19 protein-coding genes are annotated in these 17,498 nt (G+C 70.9%); 13 read left to right on the plus strand and 6 right to left on the minus strand.

Features of this window, described 5'->3' with window-relative positions; translation table 11 throughout:
• Positions 1 to 17 precede the first annotated feature (17 nt).
• The 4 genes from dut to MWU75_RS06455 are packed head-to-tail and all read left to right on the plus strand — an operon-like array spanning position 18 to position 2,410.
• Positions 18 to 506 carry a dUTP diphosphatase gene (gene dut / locus MWU75_RS06440; RefSeq protein ID WP_247088969.1) on the plus strand — a complete coding sequence of 163 codons (489 nt, stop codon included), beginning with the start codon at positions 18 to 20 and terminating at the stop codon, positions 504 to 506.
• 5 nt (positions 507 to 511) lie between these two features.
• Entirely contained in the window at positions 512 to 1,369 is an 858-nt protein-coding gene (locus MWU75_RS06445) for a DUF3710 domain-containing protein (protein WP_247088970.1), read from the plus strand.
• Complete coding sequence (locus tag MWU75_RS06450) at positions 1,369 to 1,731, plus strand: OB-fold nucleic acid binding domain-containing protein (RefSeq protein ID WP_247088971.1); 363 nt, start codon at positions 1,369 to 1,371, stop codon at positions 1,729 to 1,731. Before MWU75_RS06445 ends, MWU75_RS06450 begins: the two co-directional genes overlap by 1 nt.
• Positions 1,724 to 2,410, plus strand: a complete 687-nt coding sequence (locus MWU75_RS06455) for a DUF3159 domain-containing protein (protein ID WP_247088972.1) — start codon at positions 1,724 to 1,726, stop codon at positions 2,408 to 2,410. The genes MWU75_RS06450 and MWU75_RS06455 overlap by 8 nt, the downstream gene beginning before the upstream one ends.
• Positions 2,411 to 2,414: 4 nt before the next feature.
• Here MWU75_RS06455 and MWU75_RS06460 read toward each other — a convergent pair whose 3' ends face one another.
• The 3 genes from MWU75_RS06460 to MWU75_RS06470 all read right to left on the minus strand — a co-directional run bounded on the left by MWU75_RS06460 (position 2,415) and on the right by MWU75_RS06470 (position 6,314).
• The gene (locus MWU75_RS06460) at positions 2,415 to 2,972 is read right to left on the minus strand and encodes a dihydrofolate reductase family protein (RefSeq protein WP_247088973.1); all 558 of its coding nucleotides are present in this window, start codon (positions 2,970 to 2,972) and stop codon (positions 2,415 to 2,417) included.
• 92 nt (positions 2,973 to 3,064) lie between these two features.
• On the minus strand, positions 3,065 to 4,363 hold the full coding sequence (locus MWU75_RS06465; protein ID WP_247088974.1) for a TRAM domain-containing protein: 1,299 nt from the start codon (positions 4,361 to 4,363) through the stop codon (positions 3,065 to 3,067).
• On the minus strand, positions 4,353 to 6,314 hold the full coding sequence (locus MWU75_RS06470; RefSeq protein ID WP_247088975.1) for an APC family permease: 1,962 nt from the start codon (positions 6,312 to 6,314) through the stop codon (positions 4,353 to 4,355). Before MWU75_RS06470 ends, MWU75_RS06465 begins: the two co-directional genes overlap by 11 nt.
• A gap of 50 nt (positions 6,315 to 6,364) precedes the next feature.
• Here MWU75_RS06470 and MWU75_RS06475 point away from each other — a divergent pair, with 50 nt between their 5' ends.
• The 8 genes from MWU75_RS06475 to MWU75_RS06510 all read left to right on the plus strand — a co-directional run bounded on the left by MWU75_RS06475 (position 6,365) and on the right by MWU75_RS06510 (position 14,153).
• Positions 6,365 to 7,027 (plus strand): TrkA family potassium uptake protein, encoded by a 663-nt coding sequence (locus MWU75_RS06475; RefSeq protein WP_247088976.1) that lies wholly within the window; start codon positions 6,365 to 6,367, stop codon positions 7,025 to 7,027.
• A gap of 10 nt (positions 7,028 to 7,037) precedes the next feature.
• Positions 7,038 to 7,736, plus strand: coding sequence for a TrkA family potassium uptake protein (locus MWU75_RS06480; protein ID WP_247088977.1), 699 nt, complete (start codon positions 7,038 to 7,040; stop codon positions 7,734 to 7,736).
• 219 nt (positions 7,737 to 7,955) lie between these two features.
• A complete protein-coding gene (locus MWU75_RS06485; RefSeq protein WP_281496923.1) occupies positions 7,956 to 9,062 on the plus strand; it encodes a BBE domain-containing protein in 1,107 nt (368 codons plus the stop codon).
• A 42-nt stretch (positions 9,063 to 9,104) separates the two neighbouring features.
• On the plus strand, positions 9,105 to 11,939 hold the full coding sequence (locus MWU75_RS06490; RefSeq protein ID WP_247088979.1) for an aconitate hydratase: 2,835 nt from the start codon (positions 9,105 to 9,107) through the stop codon (positions 11,937 to 11,939).
• Positions 11,940 to 12,080: 141 nt separating this feature from the next.
• Complete coding sequence (locus tag MWU75_RS06495; RefSeq protein ID WP_247088980.1) at positions 12,081 to 12,335, plus strand: type II toxin-antitoxin system prevent-host-death family antitoxin; 255 nt, start codon at positions 12,081 to 12,083, stop codon at positions 12,333 to 12,335.
• Positions 12,332 to 12,721: a type II toxin-antitoxin system VapC family toxin gene (locus MWU75_RS06500; RefSeq protein WP_247088981.1), complete on the plus strand. Its 390-nt coding sequence runs from the start codon at positions 12,332 to 12,334 to the stop codon at positions 12,719 to 12,721. Before MWU75_RS06495 ends, MWU75_RS06500 begins: the two co-directional genes overlap by 4 nt.
• Positions 12,722 to 12,792: 71 nt before the next feature.
• On the plus strand, positions 12,793 to 13,680 hold the full coding sequence (locus MWU75_RS06505) for a VOC family protein (RefSeq protein WP_247088982.1): 888 nt from the start codon (positions 12,793 to 12,795) through the stop codon (positions 13,678 to 13,680).
• 116 nt (positions 13,681 to 13,796) lie between these two features.
• Entirely contained in the window at positions 13,797 to 14,153 is a 357-nt protein-coding gene (locus MWU75_RS06510) for a helix-turn-helix transcriptional regulator (protein ID WP_247088983.1), read from the plus strand.
• A gap of 73 nt (positions 14,154 to 14,226) precedes the next feature.
• Here the strand turns inward: MWU75_RS06510 and MWU75_RS06515 are convergent, their stop codons facing one another.
• Positions 14,227 to 14,835 carry an ATP-dependent Clp protease proteolytic subunit gene (locus MWU75_RS06515; RefSeq protein ID WP_247088984.1) on the minus strand — a complete coding sequence of 203 codons (609 nt, stop codon included), beginning with the start codon at positions 14,833 to 14,835 and terminating at the stop codon, positions 14,227 to 14,229.
• Positions 14,832 to 15,452, minus strand: a complete 621-nt coding sequence (locus MWU75_RS06520) for an ATP-dependent Clp protease proteolytic subunit (protein ID WP_247088985.1) — start codon at positions 15,450 to 15,452, stop codon at positions 14,832 to 14,834. The genes MWU75_RS06515 and MWU75_RS06520 overlap by 4 nt, the downstream gene beginning before the upstream one ends.
• A gap of 104 nt (positions 15,453 to 15,556) precedes the next feature.
• Here MWU75_RS06520 and MWU75_RS06525 point away from each other — a divergent pair, with 104 nt between their 5' ends.
• Positions 15,557 to 16,264 (plus strand): hypothetical protein, encoded by a 708-nt coding sequence (locus tag MWU75_RS06525; protein ID WP_247088986.1) that lies wholly within the window; start codon positions 15,557 to 15,559, stop codon positions 16,262 to 16,264.
• 7 nt (positions 16,265 to 16,271) lie between these two features.
• Here MWU75_RS06525 and MWU75_RS06530 read toward each other — a convergent pair whose 3' ends face one another.
• Positions 16,272 to 17,498: an FAD-dependent oxidoreductase gene (locus MWU75_RS06530; protein ID WP_247088988.1), complete on the minus strand. Its 1,227-nt coding sequence runs from the start codon at positions 17,496 to 17,498 to the stop codon at positions 16,272 to 16,274.

Below are 17,498 nucleotides of genomic sequence, written 5' to 3' on the forward strand. Positions count from 1 at the left end.
GGGTACCCTCTGACCACGTGACCACCCAATCTGTCCCGGTGCTGCTGCACCGGCTCGACGACGCCCTGCCGGTGCCCGGCAGGGCGCACGCGGGTGATGCCGGCGTGGACCTGTATGCCCGCGAGGACGTCACGCTGGCCCCGGGCCAGCGTGCGCTCGTGGGGACGGGTGTCGCGATCGCGCTGCCCGACGGGTACGCCGCCTTCACGCATCCGCGCTCGGGCCTGGCCGCGCGGCACGGCATCACCATCGTCAACGCACCCGGCACGATCGACGCCGGCTACCGCGGCGAGATCATGATCAACCTGCTCAACACCGACGCCACGGCACCGTTCACGGTGCGGCGTGGCGACCGGATCGCCCAGCTGATCGTGCAGCCGGTCTCCGTGGTCGCGTTCACCGAGGTCAGTGCGCTGCCCGGCAGCGACCGCGGCACCAGCGGGCACGGGGCCTCCGGCGGGTTCGGGCTCGCCACCACCACGACCACCACGATTGAGAAGGACTGAGCCGCGTGGGCATCTTCGGCCGCAGCAAGAAGAACCAGACCGACGAGCCGGTCGAGGACACCGGCCCGGTCAAGCCGGAGGGGGAGCCGGGGGTCGACCGGGACTGGGAGCGTGTCTTCGACGGTCCCTACGACGCCTCCGAGCGCACCGAGCTGAACGGGCGGATCGACCTGGGGTCGCTGCGCGTCCCGGCCGTCCCGGGCATGGAGATGCGGCTGGACGTTGAGAAGGAGTCCTCCAAGATCATCGGGCTGACCTGCACGATCCAGGGCTCCAAGCTGCAGCTCCAGGCGTTCGCCGCACCGCGCAGCGAAGGCCTGTGGGACGACATCCGCCAGGGACTGGCCGAGGGCGTCAAGTCTGCCGGGGGGTCCTCGACGATCGACAGCAAGGGCGTGATGGGCAAGGAACTGCTTGCCCGGGTGCCCGGCCAGGACGCCTCCGGGCGGGTCGCGTTCGCGACCAACCGGTTCATCGGGATCGACGGGCCCCGGTGGTTCCTCCGTGCCGTGATCAACGGCCCGGCCGCCACCGAGGGCAAGCAGCTGGACGTGGTCCGCAAGTTCCTCCGCCAGGTCGTGGTGGACCGTGGCACCGACCCGCGTCCGCCGCGGGAGGTGCTCGCGCTCACCGCCCCCAAGGGTGTCCTGGAGGAGGCGGCCCGTCGCCGCGCCGCCGCCCGGGCCGCTACCGCCGCGAAGGGTGTGGCCAGCGGTGCCGCGTCGCAGGGCGCTGCGGGCAGCGCCGGGGCCGCGGGGACTGCTGCCGGCGGGACTGCTGCAGGGGGGACTGCTGCAGGCGGGGTCACCCCCGAGGGGGCCGCCGACCGAGGATCGGCCGACGGGACGGGGTCGGACACCTGATGGGTCTGCGGGAGACACTCGACACCCTCGGCCTCGACCAGTCCGAGCTGGAGGCGCAGGAGGTCGCGGCCGAGTGCGCGCGCCCCGGCTGCACCCGGATCGCCGACCTGACGCCCCGGGCCCAGGCCTCGGTGACCGGCACCGTGCACAGCGTGGCCGTGCTCCCGGCGGGTCAGCCACCCGAGCTGCGCGTGGAACTCTATGACGGCACCGGGATCATCGACGTGGTCTGGCTCGGTCGCCGCGCCATCGAGGGGATCGGCCCCGGCACCTACCTCACGCTGACCGGCCGGGTGACCCTGGTCGATGGCCGCCGCACGATCTTCAACCCCGGCTACGAGATGTTGCCCGGCCATGTCTGAGCAGGAGACCGGGGCGGCCGCCGAACGCGAGGTCGACGCCGTCCAGACGGTCGAGCAGGTCATCCGTCACCGCGTCTCCGACGTGCTGGGCGGGTGGTACGGCTCGCTGGAGACGGCGCTGCCCACCGTCGCCTTCGTGGTGCTGTGGCTGATCCGCGACGAGGTCCGTCCCGCGCTGTATGCCGCGGCGGCGGTGGCGATCATCCTGCTCGGGATCCGCCTCTACATCGGTGGCTCGGTGCGCTTCGTGCTCACCTCCCTGTTCGCCACCGCGATCGCGGCCTTCTTCGCGCTGCGCTCAGGACAGGCCGAGGACGCCTTCCTGCCCGGCATCATCACCTCCGCGGCGTATGGCGTGGCGATGGTGGTCTCCATCGTGACCCGCTGGCCGGCGGTGGGCTTCATCGTGGCCGCCGGCGACCCGCAGTTCGCGGAGCGACCGACCGCCTGGCACCGGGACAGCGCGCTGGTCCGCGTCTGCTCCCGGTTGACCTGGGTGCTGGTCGTCCTCTTCGCCGTGCGGGTGGGTCTGATGCTGCCGCTCTACCTGGCCGGGGAGGTCGCCTGGCTCGGCGTCGCCAAGATCGCGCTCGGCTGGCCCGCCTACCTGGTGGCGATCGTCGTCATGGGCCTCATGCTGGCCACCGGACGGACCCCCGTGCAGGAGACGACCGAGTAGCAGGTCAGCGGGTGCGGTAGCACGCGTGGATCAGCCCGCTGTCGAAGGCACGCTGCGCGACGAGCTCCAGGTCCAGACGAACCCCGTCGGGGAAGAAGCGCGTGCCGCCACCGACAACGCTCGTGGTCATGAACAGGTGGTACTCGTCCACCAGCCCGGCCCTGATCGCCTGGGACGCGAGCGTCGGCCCGTCGATCGTGAGGTCGCCGTCGGCCTCGTCCTTGAGCCTGCGCACGGCGTCCGGGTCGAAGTCCCGCTCGATCCTGGTCCTCGCGCTGGTCACCGACTCAAGGGTGGTGGAGTAGACGATCTTGTCCGCCGCCTGCCAGTCGCGGGCGTAGTCGACGATGTGCGGTGGTGCGTCCGGCAGGGTGTGCGCGGTCTCCCAGAAGACCATCGTCTCGTACATCCGCCGGCCGTAGAGGAAGGTCTTCACGGGGCGGAACAGGTCACCGATGTAGGTGTGCACCTCCGGGTCCTCCGCTCCGGCGCCGAGATCGCCCTCCGCCGCCGCGGCATACCCGTCGAGCGAGGTGATCATGCCGTAGATGAGCTTGGCCATAGGACTCCTTCGGGACGGGCTTGGTCCGTCTGCGGACCTACCCGGACTGACCCTGGATCGGTGCGGAACTCATCGGTGCGAGCGCCACGACCTCACACCGACGGCGATTCGCTCGCACCGATCGGGTGCTGCACGTCGTTGGGTCTCGGGTCGAGCACGGCGACCAGCTCCAGGTGGTGGGTCATCGGGAAGGCGTCGAACACGCGCAGGTCCCGCAGCACGTAGCCGTGCTCGGCCAGGTAGCCCACGTCGCGAGCCAGGGCGGCCGGGTCGCACGCCACGTAGCCGATCGCCCGCGGACGGAGTCCGGCGATGTCCCGGCACACCTGTCGGCCGGCGCCGGTGCGGGGCGGGTCGAGGACGATGAGGTCGACAGCCCCACCGGCGCGCACGATCCGGCGGACCGCCCGGTCGACGCGGTCCCGCACCACCTCCACCCCGGACAGGTCGGCCAGGTTGTCCGACAGGTCGGCCAGGTTGTCCCGGGCGTTGTCGGTCGCCACCGGGTCGTTCTCCACCGCAGTGACCACGCCCTCCGGACCCACGCGGCGGGCGAGCGCGGCGGCGAACAGGCCCACCCCGGCATACAGGTCGAGGGCCTTCTCGCCGGGGCGGGGGGCGAGCCAGTCCAGGACGGTCGTGACAAAGGTGCGGGCCGCACCGGGATGCACCTGCCAGAAGCCGCGGGCCGAGACCCCGAGCTCGAGGTCGCCATCGGCCAGGGGAACCCGCTCGCGCACCAGGGGCACCGGGCCCGTGGGCACCGGCACGACGACGGTGTCACCCACCGACGGCGCGACGACGTCCACCGCGGCCGACCCGGTGAAGGAACGGTCCAGCACCCCCGTGCCGATCACCCGGCGGTCGGCGATGACGCAGTCTCCGACGGGGACGATGTCGTGGCTGCGGTGACGCCGCAGACCGGGCCGTCCGGTCTCGTCGACGGCGAACTCGACGCGGGTGCGCCACCCCAGACCGTCCTGATCGCCCGGCACCGGCTCCACGACGACCGGGCGACCGAGGTGCGCGACGAGGTCGAGCCCGGCCAGCCGGGTGAACTGCTCCAGCACCACCGCCGCCTTGAGCTCCCGCTGGGTGTCGAGCTCGACGTGCTGCCAGTCGCAGCCACCGCACCGGCCGGGGCCGGACCAGGGGCACGGCGGGCTGACCCGTCCCGGCGCCGGGACCAGCACCTCGACAGCGTCGGCACGCAGGAACCGGCCGCCCGGGCCGATCTCGGTGACCACCGCCCGGACCTGCTCACCGGGCAGGGTGTGGCGCACGAAGACGACCTGTCCCTCGTGGCGCGCGACGCAGTGGCCGCCGTGCGCCACCGGACCCACCTCGAGGACCAGAGCGTCCCCGACGGTCACGCCCTCCTCACCGCTCATCAACGCCCTCTCCCTGCCACGGCACGGTCACCAGCATCACGCCGGGGGTGCGCAGCAGACCCTTGCGCAGTCGCTCCAGGATCCGGTCGCGGACGAGCCGGGTCCACCAACGTTCGCGCACGACATACTCCGCGACATAGACGATCACGACGTCCCGGGGACGGTCCCGCTGCACCCGGCGGACGTAGTCCAGGACGGGCCGCACGGGCTCGCGGTAGGGGGAGTCCAGGGTGCGCAGCGTGACCGGCAGCTCCCGTCGGGTCCACTCCTCGCGCAGCGCCTGGGTGGTCTCGGGGACGACGTCCACGGTGATCGCCTCGAGCGTGGGCGGCCGGGTGGCGCGGGCGTAGGCGAGCGCCCGCATCGTCGGGCGATCCAGGCGGGGCACGTAGACCAGGGCGTGCACCCGGGAGGGCACCACCTGGCTCTCGTCCGTGCCCTCGGCCGGCAGCGAGACCTCGTTGTCCATCGTGCGGTGGTAGCGGTAGACCATGGTCATCCCCATCCAGATGAGACCGATCGCGAGCAGGGCGACGCCCGCCCCGTGGGTGAAGCGGGTGAGCAGCACGATCACCAGGACGGTCGTCGAGACGGCGACGCCCACCTGGTTGATGGTGCGGCTGCGGATGATGCCGACGCGCTGACGCAGGCTCACCTCGGTGCGCAGCCGCCTGTTCCAGTGCCGCACCATCCCCGCCTGGCTGAACGTGAAGGAGATGAACACCCCGACGATGTACATCTGGATCAGCTCGGTGACGGTGGCCCGGTAGACCAGGACGAGCGCGGCGGCGGCCGCTGCCAGCAGCAGTATGCCGTTGGAGTAGGTGAGTCGCTGGCCGCGGCTGACCAGCCCGCGGGGCAGGAAGCGGTCGCGGGCCAGGCGGGAGGCCAGGACCGGGAAACCGTTGAACGCGGTGTTGGCCGCCACGACGAGCATCACGCCGGTGGTGACCGCGACCAGGAGCACCCCGGGGCTGTCTACGCCGAAGACGACCTTGGAGAGCTGACCGAGGACGGTGTCCTGGACGTGGTCCGGGCCGACCGGCTCACCCTGCAGCCGGAGCTGCTGCTCGGGGTCGACGGCCAGCTGGATGCCGGTCTCGCGGGTCAGCAGGAGGACCGCGACGGTGATGGTGATCGAGCAGGCGGCCATCACCGCGAGGATGGAGGCGGCGTTCCGGCTCTTGGGGCGCTGCAGGGCTGGCACCCCGTTGGCCACGCCCTGGACGCCGGTGAGGGCCACCGAGCCCGAGGCGAAGGCGCGCAGCAGCAGGAAGACGAGGAAGAGGCCGGTCACCTCCTCGTAGCCCTCGGCCGGCAGCAGCTCGTAGTCGGCGCTCGCGGCGCGGCCGAGGGTGCCGGTGAGGAACTGGGTCGCCCCCACCGCGATGAGTATGCCGAGCGCCCCCAGGAAGGCGTAGACCGGCACCGCCAGCGCCCGTCCGGACTCCCGGACACCGCGCAGGTTGATCAGGGTGAGCAGCGCGATCAGACCGGCCGCCACGGCGGCCTCGTAGCCGCGGAGGAACCCCAGGGCCGCGGCCGCGTTCTGCACACCGGCCGACACGGAGACCGCCACGGTCAGGGTGTAGTCGACGATGAGGGCCGAGCCCACGGCCAGGCCCGCCTGCGGCCCGAGGTTGTCCGAGGCCACCTCGTAGTCCCCGCCGCCGCCGGGGTAGGCGTGGACCGTCTGGCGGTAGGAGGCGACGATAACCAGCATCACCAGGCCGACGGCGACGCCGACCTCCCAGGAGTAGAAGTAGATCGCCGCGCCGCCGGCCAGGGCGAGAGTCAGCACGATCTCGTCCACGGCATACGCCACGGAGGACAGGGCGTCGCTGGCGAAGACCGGCAGGCCGAGCCGGCGGGGCAGGAGGGTGTCGCTGAGCCGGTCGGTGCGCAGCGCGCGACCGATGAGGACCCGCTTCAGCAGGTTGCCCGACTCCATGCTGGCCACTCTAGGGACATCGGGACGTCCGGCGGGGTAGCGTCGGCACCGTGCACTTCGTCATCATGGGCTGCGGCCGGGTAGGGGCCACCCTGGCGCAGAGCCTGCTCACCCGCGGCCACGAGGTCGCGGTCATCGACCAGGACCCGGCGGCCTTCCAGCGTCTAGGGCCGGACTTCCCGGGGCGGCGGGTCAAGGGTGTCGGCTTCGACCGGGAGGTAATGAAGGACGCCGGCGTGCCCCAGGCCTACGCCTTCGCAGCCGTCAGCAGCGGCGACAACTCCAACATCATCGCCGCGCGCGTGGCCCGCGAGACCTTCGGGGTGGAGCGGGTCGTCGCCCGGATCTACGACCCGAAGCGCGCAGAGATCTTCCAGCGGCTCGGCATCCCGACCGTCGCCACGGTGCGCTGGGCAGCGGACCAGACCCTGCACCACCTGCTGCCGGAGGGGAGCACCCCGGACTACTTCGACCCCAGCGGCGCGCTGGTGCTGGGCCAGGTGCACGTGAACGCCCACTGGATCGGGCGGCGACTGACCGAGATCGAGGAGACCTTCGGGTGCCGGGTCGCCTTCGTCACCCGCCTCGGCGACGCGATCATCCCGCGCGTCGACACGGTCTACCAGGAGGGGGACGAGCTGCACCTGGTGGCGCGTCGCGGGACCCTGCCCGAGCTGGAGCACCGGCTGGACACCGTCCAGCCGGGGGAGTGAGGAGGCGGTCGTGCGGGTAGCCCTGATCGGCGCGGGCAGCGTGGGTCGCTCGATCGCCCGCGAGCTCATCCACAACGGGCACGACGTCCTGATCATCGACCGGGACGCCACCGACGAGCGCACCTCGATGGTCCCCGCGGCCGAGTGGATCATCGGCGACGCCTGCGAGATCAGCACGCTGACGACGGCGCGGCTGGAGACCTACGACCACGTCGTGTGCGCCAGCGGTGACGACAAGGTCAACCTCGTCGTGTCCTTCCTGGCCCGCACCGAGTTCGCGGTGCCGCGCACCGTCGCCCGGGTCAACAACCCGCGCAACGAGTGGCTGTTCAACGACGCCTGGGGCGTGGACGTGGCCGTGTCGACCCCGCGACTGATGACCGCGCTCGTCGAGGAGGCCGTCTCGGTCGGGGACATCGTGCGGCTCTTCGAGTTCCAGCACGGTGAGGCGCACATGGTGGAGCTGACCCTGCCCGAGACCAGCCCCTACGTCGGGGCGCGGGTCGGCGACGTGCCGTTGCCGCCGGACACCTCCCTGATCACCATCCTGCGCGACGGGCAGGCGATCGCCCCCGGCCCGGACGAGGCGATCGAGGCCGGCGACGAGATCCTCTTCATCTGCCCGCCGGAGGCCGAGCACCAGCTGGCGCTCACCCTCAACCCGGAGAGCCGCACCCAACCGGTCCGCGACGACGAGGACGACGGCTGAGTCGCACGAGAAATTCCCGTGCGACTGTCGGTGCCTGGTGCGACCGTGGGCGGATGACATCCACAGACCTCGTCAGAGCCCCCGCGTTGGTGGCCAGGATCCGTGCCGCGGTCCGGGGCCGGGTGATCACGCCGGAGCAGGGAGCTGACTACGAGACCGCCAGGGTGGTGGAGGCCCGAGCGGTCGACGCCCGTCCGCTCGCCGTCGTGCAGGCGCTCGATGCTGCTGACGTGTGCGCGGTCGTGGACGCGGCTCGAGAGGCGGGCGTCGTCCTCGCGGTCCGCGGCCGTGGGCATCTCCGGGATCACGCTCGGAGGCGGCATGGGGCTGCTCAGCCGCCGCTACGGGATGACGATCGACGCCCTTCTCGCCGCCGAGATCGTCACCGCGGACGGTCAGCTCCGGACCGTCGACGCCGACCACGAGCCCGACCTCTTCTGGGCGCTGCGCGGGGGCGGCGGCAACTTCGGGGTCGTCACGGAGATGACCTTCCGCCTGGACGACGTCAGTCAGACCACCGGGGGACCGCTGGTGCTGCCGGCGAGACCGGGGGTCCTCGCCGGGTTCCTCGCCGCCGCGGAGCAGGCTCCCCGGGAGCTGACCACGATCGCCACGGTCATGCCCTGCCCGCCGCTGCCGTTCGTCGACGCCCAGCACCACGGCTCACCGGTGCTCCTGGCGACCGTCGTCCACGTCGGTCCCCCCGGCGAGGCCGAGCAGGCGATCGCTCCCTTCCGGGCGCTCGCAGAGCCGTTGGCCGACCTCATCCGCCCGGCGCAGTATGCCGACCTGCTGGGCTGGGAGGAGATACCACCCACGCCGTTCGTCTCCCGCACCAACTTCCTGGACCGGGTCGACGTCGACCTCGCGGGCGCCATCATCGAGGCCGTCGCCCACGGGCCGGGCCCGGGTCGGCTGGCACAGTTCCGCGTCCTCGGCGGTGCGATCGGCGACGTCGCCGACGACGCGACGGCCTTCGGCTTCCGGGACCGCCGCATCGTCAGCTACCTCGCCTGCGTGGCGCCCGGGCCGGGGGACCTGGGCGCGGCTGCGGAGTGGGCCGACGGCCTGCTGGCGGCGCTCGACCAGGGTGACCACACGGCATACATCAACTTCGTGGGCAGTCCCGGCCCGGTCTCTGCGGCCGACGCCTATCCGCCCGCGACGTGGGAGCGCCTGCGCGCCGTGAAGGCCGCCTACGACCCCGACAACCTCTTCCGACACAACCACAACATCTCTCCAGCACAACATCCCTCCGGGTTAGGCACCTTCCGTGGACGTCCCACCTCAGGTGCGGGAGACTGGGCCCTGAGGACGGTTCTGTGATAGAACTATCTTGACGTCAAGATAAATCTGAGAGGAGTCGGCGTGAGCGACACGACCAACAGTTTCGGGGCCAAGGGCACCCTCCAGGTAGGTGACGCCAGTTATGAGATCTATCGCATCACCGACCTCGAGGGCGCGGCCAACCTCCCCTACAGCCTGAAGGTGCTGCTGGAGAACCTGCTGCGCACCGAGGACGGCCAGAACATCACCGCCGACCACATCAACGCGCTGGCGCAGTGGGACGAGACCGCCGAGCCCGACACCGAGATCCAGTTCAGCCCGGCGCGCGTCCTCATGCAGGACTTCACCGGTGTGCCGTGCATCGTCGACCTCGCCACGATGCGCGAGGCGATGGCCGACCTGGGTGGCGACCCGGCCAAGATCAACCCGCAGGTGCCGACGGAGCTGGTCATCGACCACTCGGTGATCATTGACGTGTTCGGGCGTCCGGACGCCTTCGAGCGCAACGTCGAGATCGAGTACGAGCGCAACGGGGAGCGCTACCAGTTCCTGCGCTGGGGGCAGAGCGCCTTCGAGGACTTCAAGGTCGTCCCGCCGGGCACCGGCATCGTCCACCAGGTCAACATCGAGCACCTGGCCCGCACCGTCATGACCCGAGCGTCGGCGGAGGAGCCCGACGTGCTGGTTGCGTACCCGGACTCCTGCGTGGGCACCGACTCCCACACGCCGATGGTCAACGGCCTGGGCGTCCTCGCCTGGGGCGTGGGCGGGATCGAGGCCGAGGCGGCCATGCTCGGCCAGCCGGTCTCGATGCTCATCCCCAAGGTCGTGGGCTTCAAGCTCACCGGTGAGATCCCCGCCGGCACGACCGCCACCGACGTCGTGCTGACCATCACCGAGAAGCTGCGCGACCACGGTGTGGTCGGCAAGTTCGTGGAGTTCTACGGCGCCGGCGTGGCCGCCGTGCCGCTGGCCAACCGGGCCACGATCGGCAACATGAGCCCGGAGTTCGGGTGCACCGTCTCGATGTTCCCGATCGACGGCGTCACCCTGGACTACCTGCGCCTGACCGGCCGGTCCGAGGAGCAGGTGGCGCTCGTTGAGGCCTACGCCAAGGAGCAGGGCATGTGGCTGGAGGACAACACTCCGGAGGCCCGCTACAGCGAGTACCTCGAGCTGGACCTGTCCACCGTCGTCCCGTCGATCGCCGGCCCGAAGCGCCCGCAGGACCGGATCGCGCTGACCGAGTCCAAGCGACAGTTCCACGCCGACCTGAAGAACTATGTGCTCAACGGCAACAGCATCGAGAAGAGTGCGGTCGACCAGGAGCTCCGCGACACCTTCCCGGCGTCCGACTCCCCGTCGCACGATGTTCACGAGGAGTCCCAGGAGGCCGGCCGCCCGGTCCACTCCCCGCCGCTGGCCGCGGGCGTCACCCGGGCGACCAACCCGGTGCCGGTGACCATCGACGGCCAGGCGTGCGAGGTCGACCACGGTCACGTGGTCATCGCCTCGATCACCTCCTGCACCAACACCTCCAACCCCTCGGTGATGATGGGTGCGGCGATGCTGGCCAAGAACGCCGTCGAGCGGGGCCTGACCGTCCCGCCGTGGGTCAAGACCTCGATGGCGCCCGGTTCCAAGGTGGTCACCGGCTACTTCGACAAGGCCGGGATGTGGCCCTACCTGGAGAAGCTCGGCTTCCACCTGGTGGGCTACGGCTGCACCACCTGCATCGGCAACTCGGGCCCGATCATCGAGGACGTCAGCCGTGCCGTGAACGAGCACGACCTGTCGGTCGCCTCGGTGCTGTCGGGCAACCGCAACTTCGAGGGCCGGATCAACCCCGACGTCAAGATGAACTACCTGGCGTCGCCGCCCCTGGTGATCGCCTACGCCCTGGCCGGGACGATGGACTTCGACTTCGAGACCGAGCCGCTGGGCGTCGACACCGAGGGCAACGAGGTGTACCTGCGTGACATCTGGCCGGACGCCGAGGAGGTCGAGCAGGTCATCGCCAACTCGATCAGCCGGGACATGTTCACCGAGGACTACGCCGACGTCTTCGCCGGTGACGAGCGGTGGCAGAGCCTGCCGACGCCGGAGGGTGACACCTTCGACTGGGTCGACGAGTCCACCTACGTCCGCAAGCCCCCGTACTTCGAGGGGATGGCGGCGCAGCCCGAGCCGGTGCAGGACATCGAGGGTGCCCGCGTGCTGGCCAAGCTGGGTGACTCGGTGACCACCGACCACATCAGCCCGGCCGGCTCGATCAAGGCCGACAGCCCGGCCGGTCGCTACCTGTCCGACCACGGCATCGAGCGGCGTGACTTCAACTCCTACGGCTCGCGCCGTGGTAACCACGAGGTCATGATCCGCGGCACCTTCGCCAACATCCGGCTCAAGAACCAGCTGCTGGACGGTGTCGAGGGTGGGTTCACCCGCAACCTGCTCAGCGACTCCGACGAGGCCGTCTCCATCTTCGACGCCGCGGCGGCCTACCGGGAGGCGGGCGTCCCGCTGGTCGTGCTGGCCGGCAAGGAGTACGGCTCCGGCTCCTCCCGCGACTGGGCGGCCAAGGGCACCCTGCTGCTCGGGGTCAAGGCGGTCATCGCCGAGTCCTACGAGCGGATCCACCGTTCCAACCTGATCGGCATGGGCGTGCTGCCGCTGCAGTACCCCGAGGGCCAGACCGCCGACGGCCTCGGCCTGGACGGCACCGAGACCTTCGCCTTCACCGGCATCACCGCGCTGAACGACTCGATCCCCGAGACCGTGCACGTGGTGGCCGAGAAGGAGAGCGGCGAGAAGGTTGAGTTCGACGCCCTGGTCCGGATCGACACCCCCGGTGAGGCGGACTACTACCGCAACGACGGCATCCTGCAGTACGTCCTGCGCTCGCTGGTCTCTGCCTGACTGACACGCACCACCCGCGACGGCCCTGCACCGAGTGATCGGTGCGGGGCCGCCCTTCGTGTCCGCCTGCGACAGATGTCGGACAGCCCGAACAGCCCTTGGCCACACCGCGGACGTGCTACAGGCGCGCTACGGTCGATCATGACCACGATCAGCCAGCGGGAGCTTCGCAATAACTCGGGGGAGATCATGCGCGGGCTTCGCGCCGGCCAGACCTACACAGTCACCAGCAGTGGTGAGGTGATCGGGCGGCTGGTGCCGGCGACCGCCTCGCCACTGGAGCACTTGGTCGCACGCAAGGCCAGGCGACACGGCGGCTGGAGCGCCATCCCACGCGTCACTCGCGCCGAGTCATCGCAGAGCATCCTGGATGACCTGCGTCAGGATCGCCTGTGACCAGTGTGCTGCTCGACACGTCCGCCCTGGCAAAAGTGGTCATCGAGGAGGCTGAGTCGGCCGCACTGACGCGCTGGCTCGACGAGGGTGCGGAGGGGGCACTCCTGGTCTCGGCGCTGGCGGTGGTGGACCTTCGCCGCTTCGCCCAGCGCCTCGCCCTGGACCCGACCGTGGTCATGACCCTGCTCGACGGGCTCGACGTCGTGCCGGTCACCGAGCCGATCCTGCACCAGGCCGCAAGTCTGCCCCAGAGCTACCTGCGGACCCTCGACGCAATCCACCTCGCCACCGCCATCGCCGTCGAGACCCCCGTGATCGTGACGTATGACGACCGGATGGCTCGTGCTGCCAGGGAGGAGGGCCTCGACGTCGTCGCTCCGGCATGATGCCGCCGGGAATGGACGGGAGCGCGCCTCTGTTGTAATACTTGAAACATCAATCAAACGGAGGATGCGCCATGGCCACGCCCGACCTGCTCGCCCCGAAGGACCTGCTCGCCGCAGACACGTCGATGGGTGCGGTGACCCTGGACGTCGCCGACCTCGACGTCATGACCGCCTACTACCGTGACGCGATCGCGCTCACCGTGCTCTCCAGCGAGGGCCCCCAGGTGACCCTCGGTCGCGGGACCGAGCCCGTCGTCATCCTGCGGCACAGCCCCGCCCTCAAGGCGGCCAGCCCCGGCCAGGCCGGGCTGTTCCACACCGCCATCCTGTTCGACACCCAGGAGGCGCTGGCCGCTGCCGTCGCGACCGCCGCGCAGTACCCGGGCGTGAAGTTCGTCGGCTCCAGCGACCACCTCGTCAGCCAGGCCTTCTACTTCGACGACCCCGAGGGCAACGGCATCGAGCTCTACTGGGACCGTGACCGGACGCAGTGGAGCTGGACCCACGGGCAGGTCGAGATGTCCACGCTCTACCTCGACCCCAACGCCTTCCTGCGCGAGCACCTCAGCGAGCGTGGTCTGGACGACCCCACCACGCTCGGCAGCGCCATCGTGGGGCACGTCCACCTCTCCGTGGGTGACGTCGCCAGCGCGAAGGGCTTCTACGTCGACAAGCTGGGTTTCGAGACCACCGCCGCTCTGGGCAACCAGGCGCTGTTCGTCTCCGCCGGGAAGTATCACCACCACATGGCGATGAACGTCTGGAACTCCCGCGGCGCCGGCCGTCGCCAGCGCACCCTCGGCCTGGGTCAGGTCGACATCATCGTGCCCACCGCCGACGAGATCGGCGCCCTCACCGAGCGCATGAAGCACTACGGGGTGCAGACCCGCGACGACGGCCGCACGGTCTCCTTCGACGACCCCTGGGCCAACCTCATCAACGTCCGCGTCGCCGACTGACCTCGGGCAGTATGCCGTGGCCGCGCCGCTCCTGCGCCTCGCTCAGGTTGTGGCGGGCTCTTCGCCGAGAGTGAAAATCGCTCCCGGCGGGGGCTTGCCGGCGATAGCGTCGGGTCATGGGAAACGTGGTGCGTCTGCCCGACCGTCAGGACCCGGGACGTCTCGGGAACCGCGGCCGTGCTGCGCGCCGCGGCCCGGCGTTGCTGTGGCGCGAGGCGCTCGGACGCCAGCTCCGCGGTGAGCGTGAGTTCCGCGGCGAGCGCATCTCGGACGTCGCCGCTCGGGCCGGACTCTCGCCGCAGTACCTCTCCGAGCTCGAGCGCGGCAAGAAGGACCCGTCCTCGGAGATGCTTGAGGCACTCGCCGGTGCCCTCGACCTCACGGTGGTCGACCTGACCCGGCGGGCAGGGACGCAGCTCACCCTCGTCCAGCCCGGAGTGCGGGGGAGCGGACCCGCCCTGCTGGCTGCATGAGCTGTGCTGCTGGCAGCCTGACCTGTGCTGCGGGCAGGCGGACCTGTCCTGCGGGCAGCGTGGGCTGACCTCGTCACGCGCTCAGCGCCGGCACCTCGCGGGAGGCGAGGACCTGGTCCACCACGCCGTAGTCGACGGCGGCCTGCGCCGTGAGGATCAGGTCGCGGTCGGTGTCGGACCGCACCTGCTCGGCGGAGTGGCCGGTGTGCAGCCCGAGGATCTCCTCCTGCATCCGCCGCACCCGCTCGACCTCGTCGGCCTCCAGGATCAGATCCGGCACGGTGCCCCGTCCCTCTGCTGCAGGCGCGTGGATCACGACCCGCCCGTGGGGCAGGATCGAGCGGTGACCGGCGGCACCGCCGGCGAGCAGGACCGCCGAGCTGGCGACCACCTGACCCACGCACGTGGTGTCGACCCGCGGCCGGACGAACTGCATCGCGTCATAGATCGCCAGGGTGGCCGGGATCGAGCCGCCGACCGAGTTGAGGTAGAGCGCGATCGGCGCGTCCGGGTTGTCGTTCTCCAGGTGCAGCAGCTGGGCGATGACCGCGTTGGCGACGCCCTCGTCGATGCCGGTGCCCAGATAGACGATCCGGTCGGCCAGCAGCCGGCTGTAGATGTCGAGCGTGCGCTCACCGCGCGGGCTCTGGGTCGTCACGTAGGGGATCGAGTAGGTGCTCATCGTGCACCCCCCAGCCCGATCGGCGAGGTCCGGTCCGGCATCACCTCGCCCAGCGAGCCCACGATCGCGTCGACGAAGCCGTAGTCCAGCGCCTCCTGCGCCGAGAACCACCGGTCCCGCCGGGAGTCCTCCTCGACGCGCGCGACCGACTGCCCGGTGTCCTCGGCGATGCAGCCCAGCACGGTGTCGCGGGTGTGCCGCAGGTCGTCGGCCTGGATCGCGATGTCCATCGCGGTGCCGCCGATGCCGGCCGACCCCTGGTGCAGCAGCACCTTGGAGTGTGGCATCGCGAACCGCTTGCCGCTCGTCCCTGCCGACAGCAGGAACTGTCCGGCGCTGTAGGCCATCCCGACGTTCACCGTCACCACGTCGTTGGGGATGATCCGCATGCAGTCGCGGATCGCCAGCATCCCGGGGACCGAGCCGCCGACCGAGTTGATCAGCAGCCGGATGTCCGCGCGGGGGTCGGCGTCGGCCAGCAGTAGGAGCGCGGTGCACAGCCGGTTGCTGTTCCGCTCCTCCAGCGCCTCGCCCAGCACCAGCGTGCGGCGGTCGAAGAGCTGTCGGTGGATCTCCTGGTCCAGCCCCTGGGCGGGGTCGAGTGTCTGCGTGCTCATGTCGCCAGCGTGCGCTGCGCACCGCCTCAGGCGGAAGGGCGCGCTGCTGTGAGCAGCGGGCGAGTATGCCGTGACTCACCGGAGCCTGTCCGTAAGGTCGCCGCATGGCAACGACGACGGTTGCCCCCGAGGGGGTGGGGACGAGTCATCGGAGTCTGGATGCGTGGCAGCTGGCCCGCTGGCTGGTGCTCGGGCTGTATGCCGTGACGGTCGTGACCACGGCCCTCACGGGGTTCCGGCTCGAGTCCTACGACGACCTGCGTTCCGGCCTGGAGCGCGGCGCCGTCACCCAGGTGCGTGTCGTGGGGGCCGTCGGTGCACCGCAGAGCTACACCGAGGGAGTGGTGGGAGCCTCGACGGTCCGGCTCGAGTGGCGGGAGGGTTGGCACCGCAGCTCCGCCGAGGTCCTCCAGAGCAACTCGGTCGACGAGCTGCGCTCGCAGGGCTTCGACCCGCGCGCCCGCGACTTCATCATCGGCGACGTGACCGACGCGCTGCGGCAGTCCTCGCCCGACGTGGAGGTCGTGTGGGCAACACCCTCAGACGGGATCTACACCACGGTCGGCGGGTGGGAGTTGCGCGGCGCGGCGGGCTACCTGATGGGGCTGCTCCTGATCAGTTTCCTCCTCCTCGTGCTGAACTCACCCCAGCCCCGCCTGGCCACCCGGTGGGCCTGGGTGTGGTTCGCGCTGAGCCCGGCCATGGTGGTGGCCGTGCCCGTCTTCCTCCTCATCGGGGCCCGCGGTCAGGTCCCGGGGCGCTGGCGCCTCCCCGGGGTCGGCGCCTTCCTGATCGCCGTGCTGCTGCTGTAGCGCGGGCTCACAGGTCGGTGAGCGCGACGCCGCTGTCGGCCAGCCGCTCTGCGGCGATCTCGCGCCCGATGAGCTCCCGCAGGTCGTCGTTGACGTCCCAGATGTTCACGTTCATCGCCGCGCTCACGACGCCGTCGCGCAGCCAGAACGCGATGAACTCACCGGAGGCCAGGTCGCCTCGGATTACCACGTCGTCGTCCGCGCTGCCGTGCCCGACATACTCCATGCCCAGGTCGAACTGGTCGGTGTAGAAGTAGGGCGCCCAGTCATAGACCTCGTCGCCGCCGGTGATCGTCGCGGCCGCGAGCTTGCCCTGCCGGATCGCGTTGTCCCAGTGCTCCACCCGCAGGGTCCCGCCCGAGGCAGTATGCCGTGCCTCGGCCACGTCACCGACCGCCAGGACGTCGGGGTCGTCGACCGAGCGCAGGTGCTCGTCGACCAATATGCCGGAGCCCACGGACAGGCCCGCCGCGAGAGCCAGGTCGGTGTTGGGGGCGGCCCCCACGCCGAGCAGCACGAGATCGGCGGGGACCGTCTCCCCGTCGACGACGACCCCGGTGACCCGGCCACCGTCGCCGGTGATCTCCGAGACGGTCACCCCGGTCCTCAGGTCCACCCCGTGGCCCGCGTGCAGCTGCGCGAAGTGCTGGGCGACCTCGGGCCCGAGCACCTGCAGGAGCGGGAGGTCGGCCATCTCGAGCACGGTGACCTCGGAGCCGCCCAGCCGTGCCGCGGCCGCGACCTCCAGGCCGATCCACCCGCCGCCGACGATCACGATCCGCCGGTGCTCGGCGATCGCTTCCTTCAGGGCGTCGCTGTCGGCGATCCGCCGCAGCGTCACCACGCCCTCCAGGTCGGCCCCCGGCAGGGGGAGGCGCCGCGGCTCGGCCCCGGTGGCCAGCACGAGGGTGCCGTAGGGGAGGCGCTCGCCGCTGGCGAGCTGGACCTCGTGGGCCTCGCAGTCGATGGCGACCGCAGCGTCGCCGAGGCGGGTGGTCACGTCGTGCTCGGCATACCACTGCGGGGGGTGGACGTAGACGCCGTCGATCTCGTCCGCCCCCTGCAGGTAGCCCTTGCTCAGGGGTGGGCGCTCGTAGGGGAGCTCGTCCTCGTCGCCCACGATGGTGAGCGGCCCGGCATACTCCCGCTCGCGCAGCGAGGTGACGACGTGGGCGCCGGCCAGGCCGGCCCCCACCACGACAACGCCTGCGGACGGGGCGGATGGGGTGGACAT

It is taken from the genome of Ornithinimicrobium sp. F0845, assembly GCF_023015765.1.
In the GTDB taxonomy this organism is placed as follows: domain Bacteria; phylum Actinomycetota; class Actinomycetes; order Actinomycetales; family Dermatophilaceae; genus Ornithinicoccus.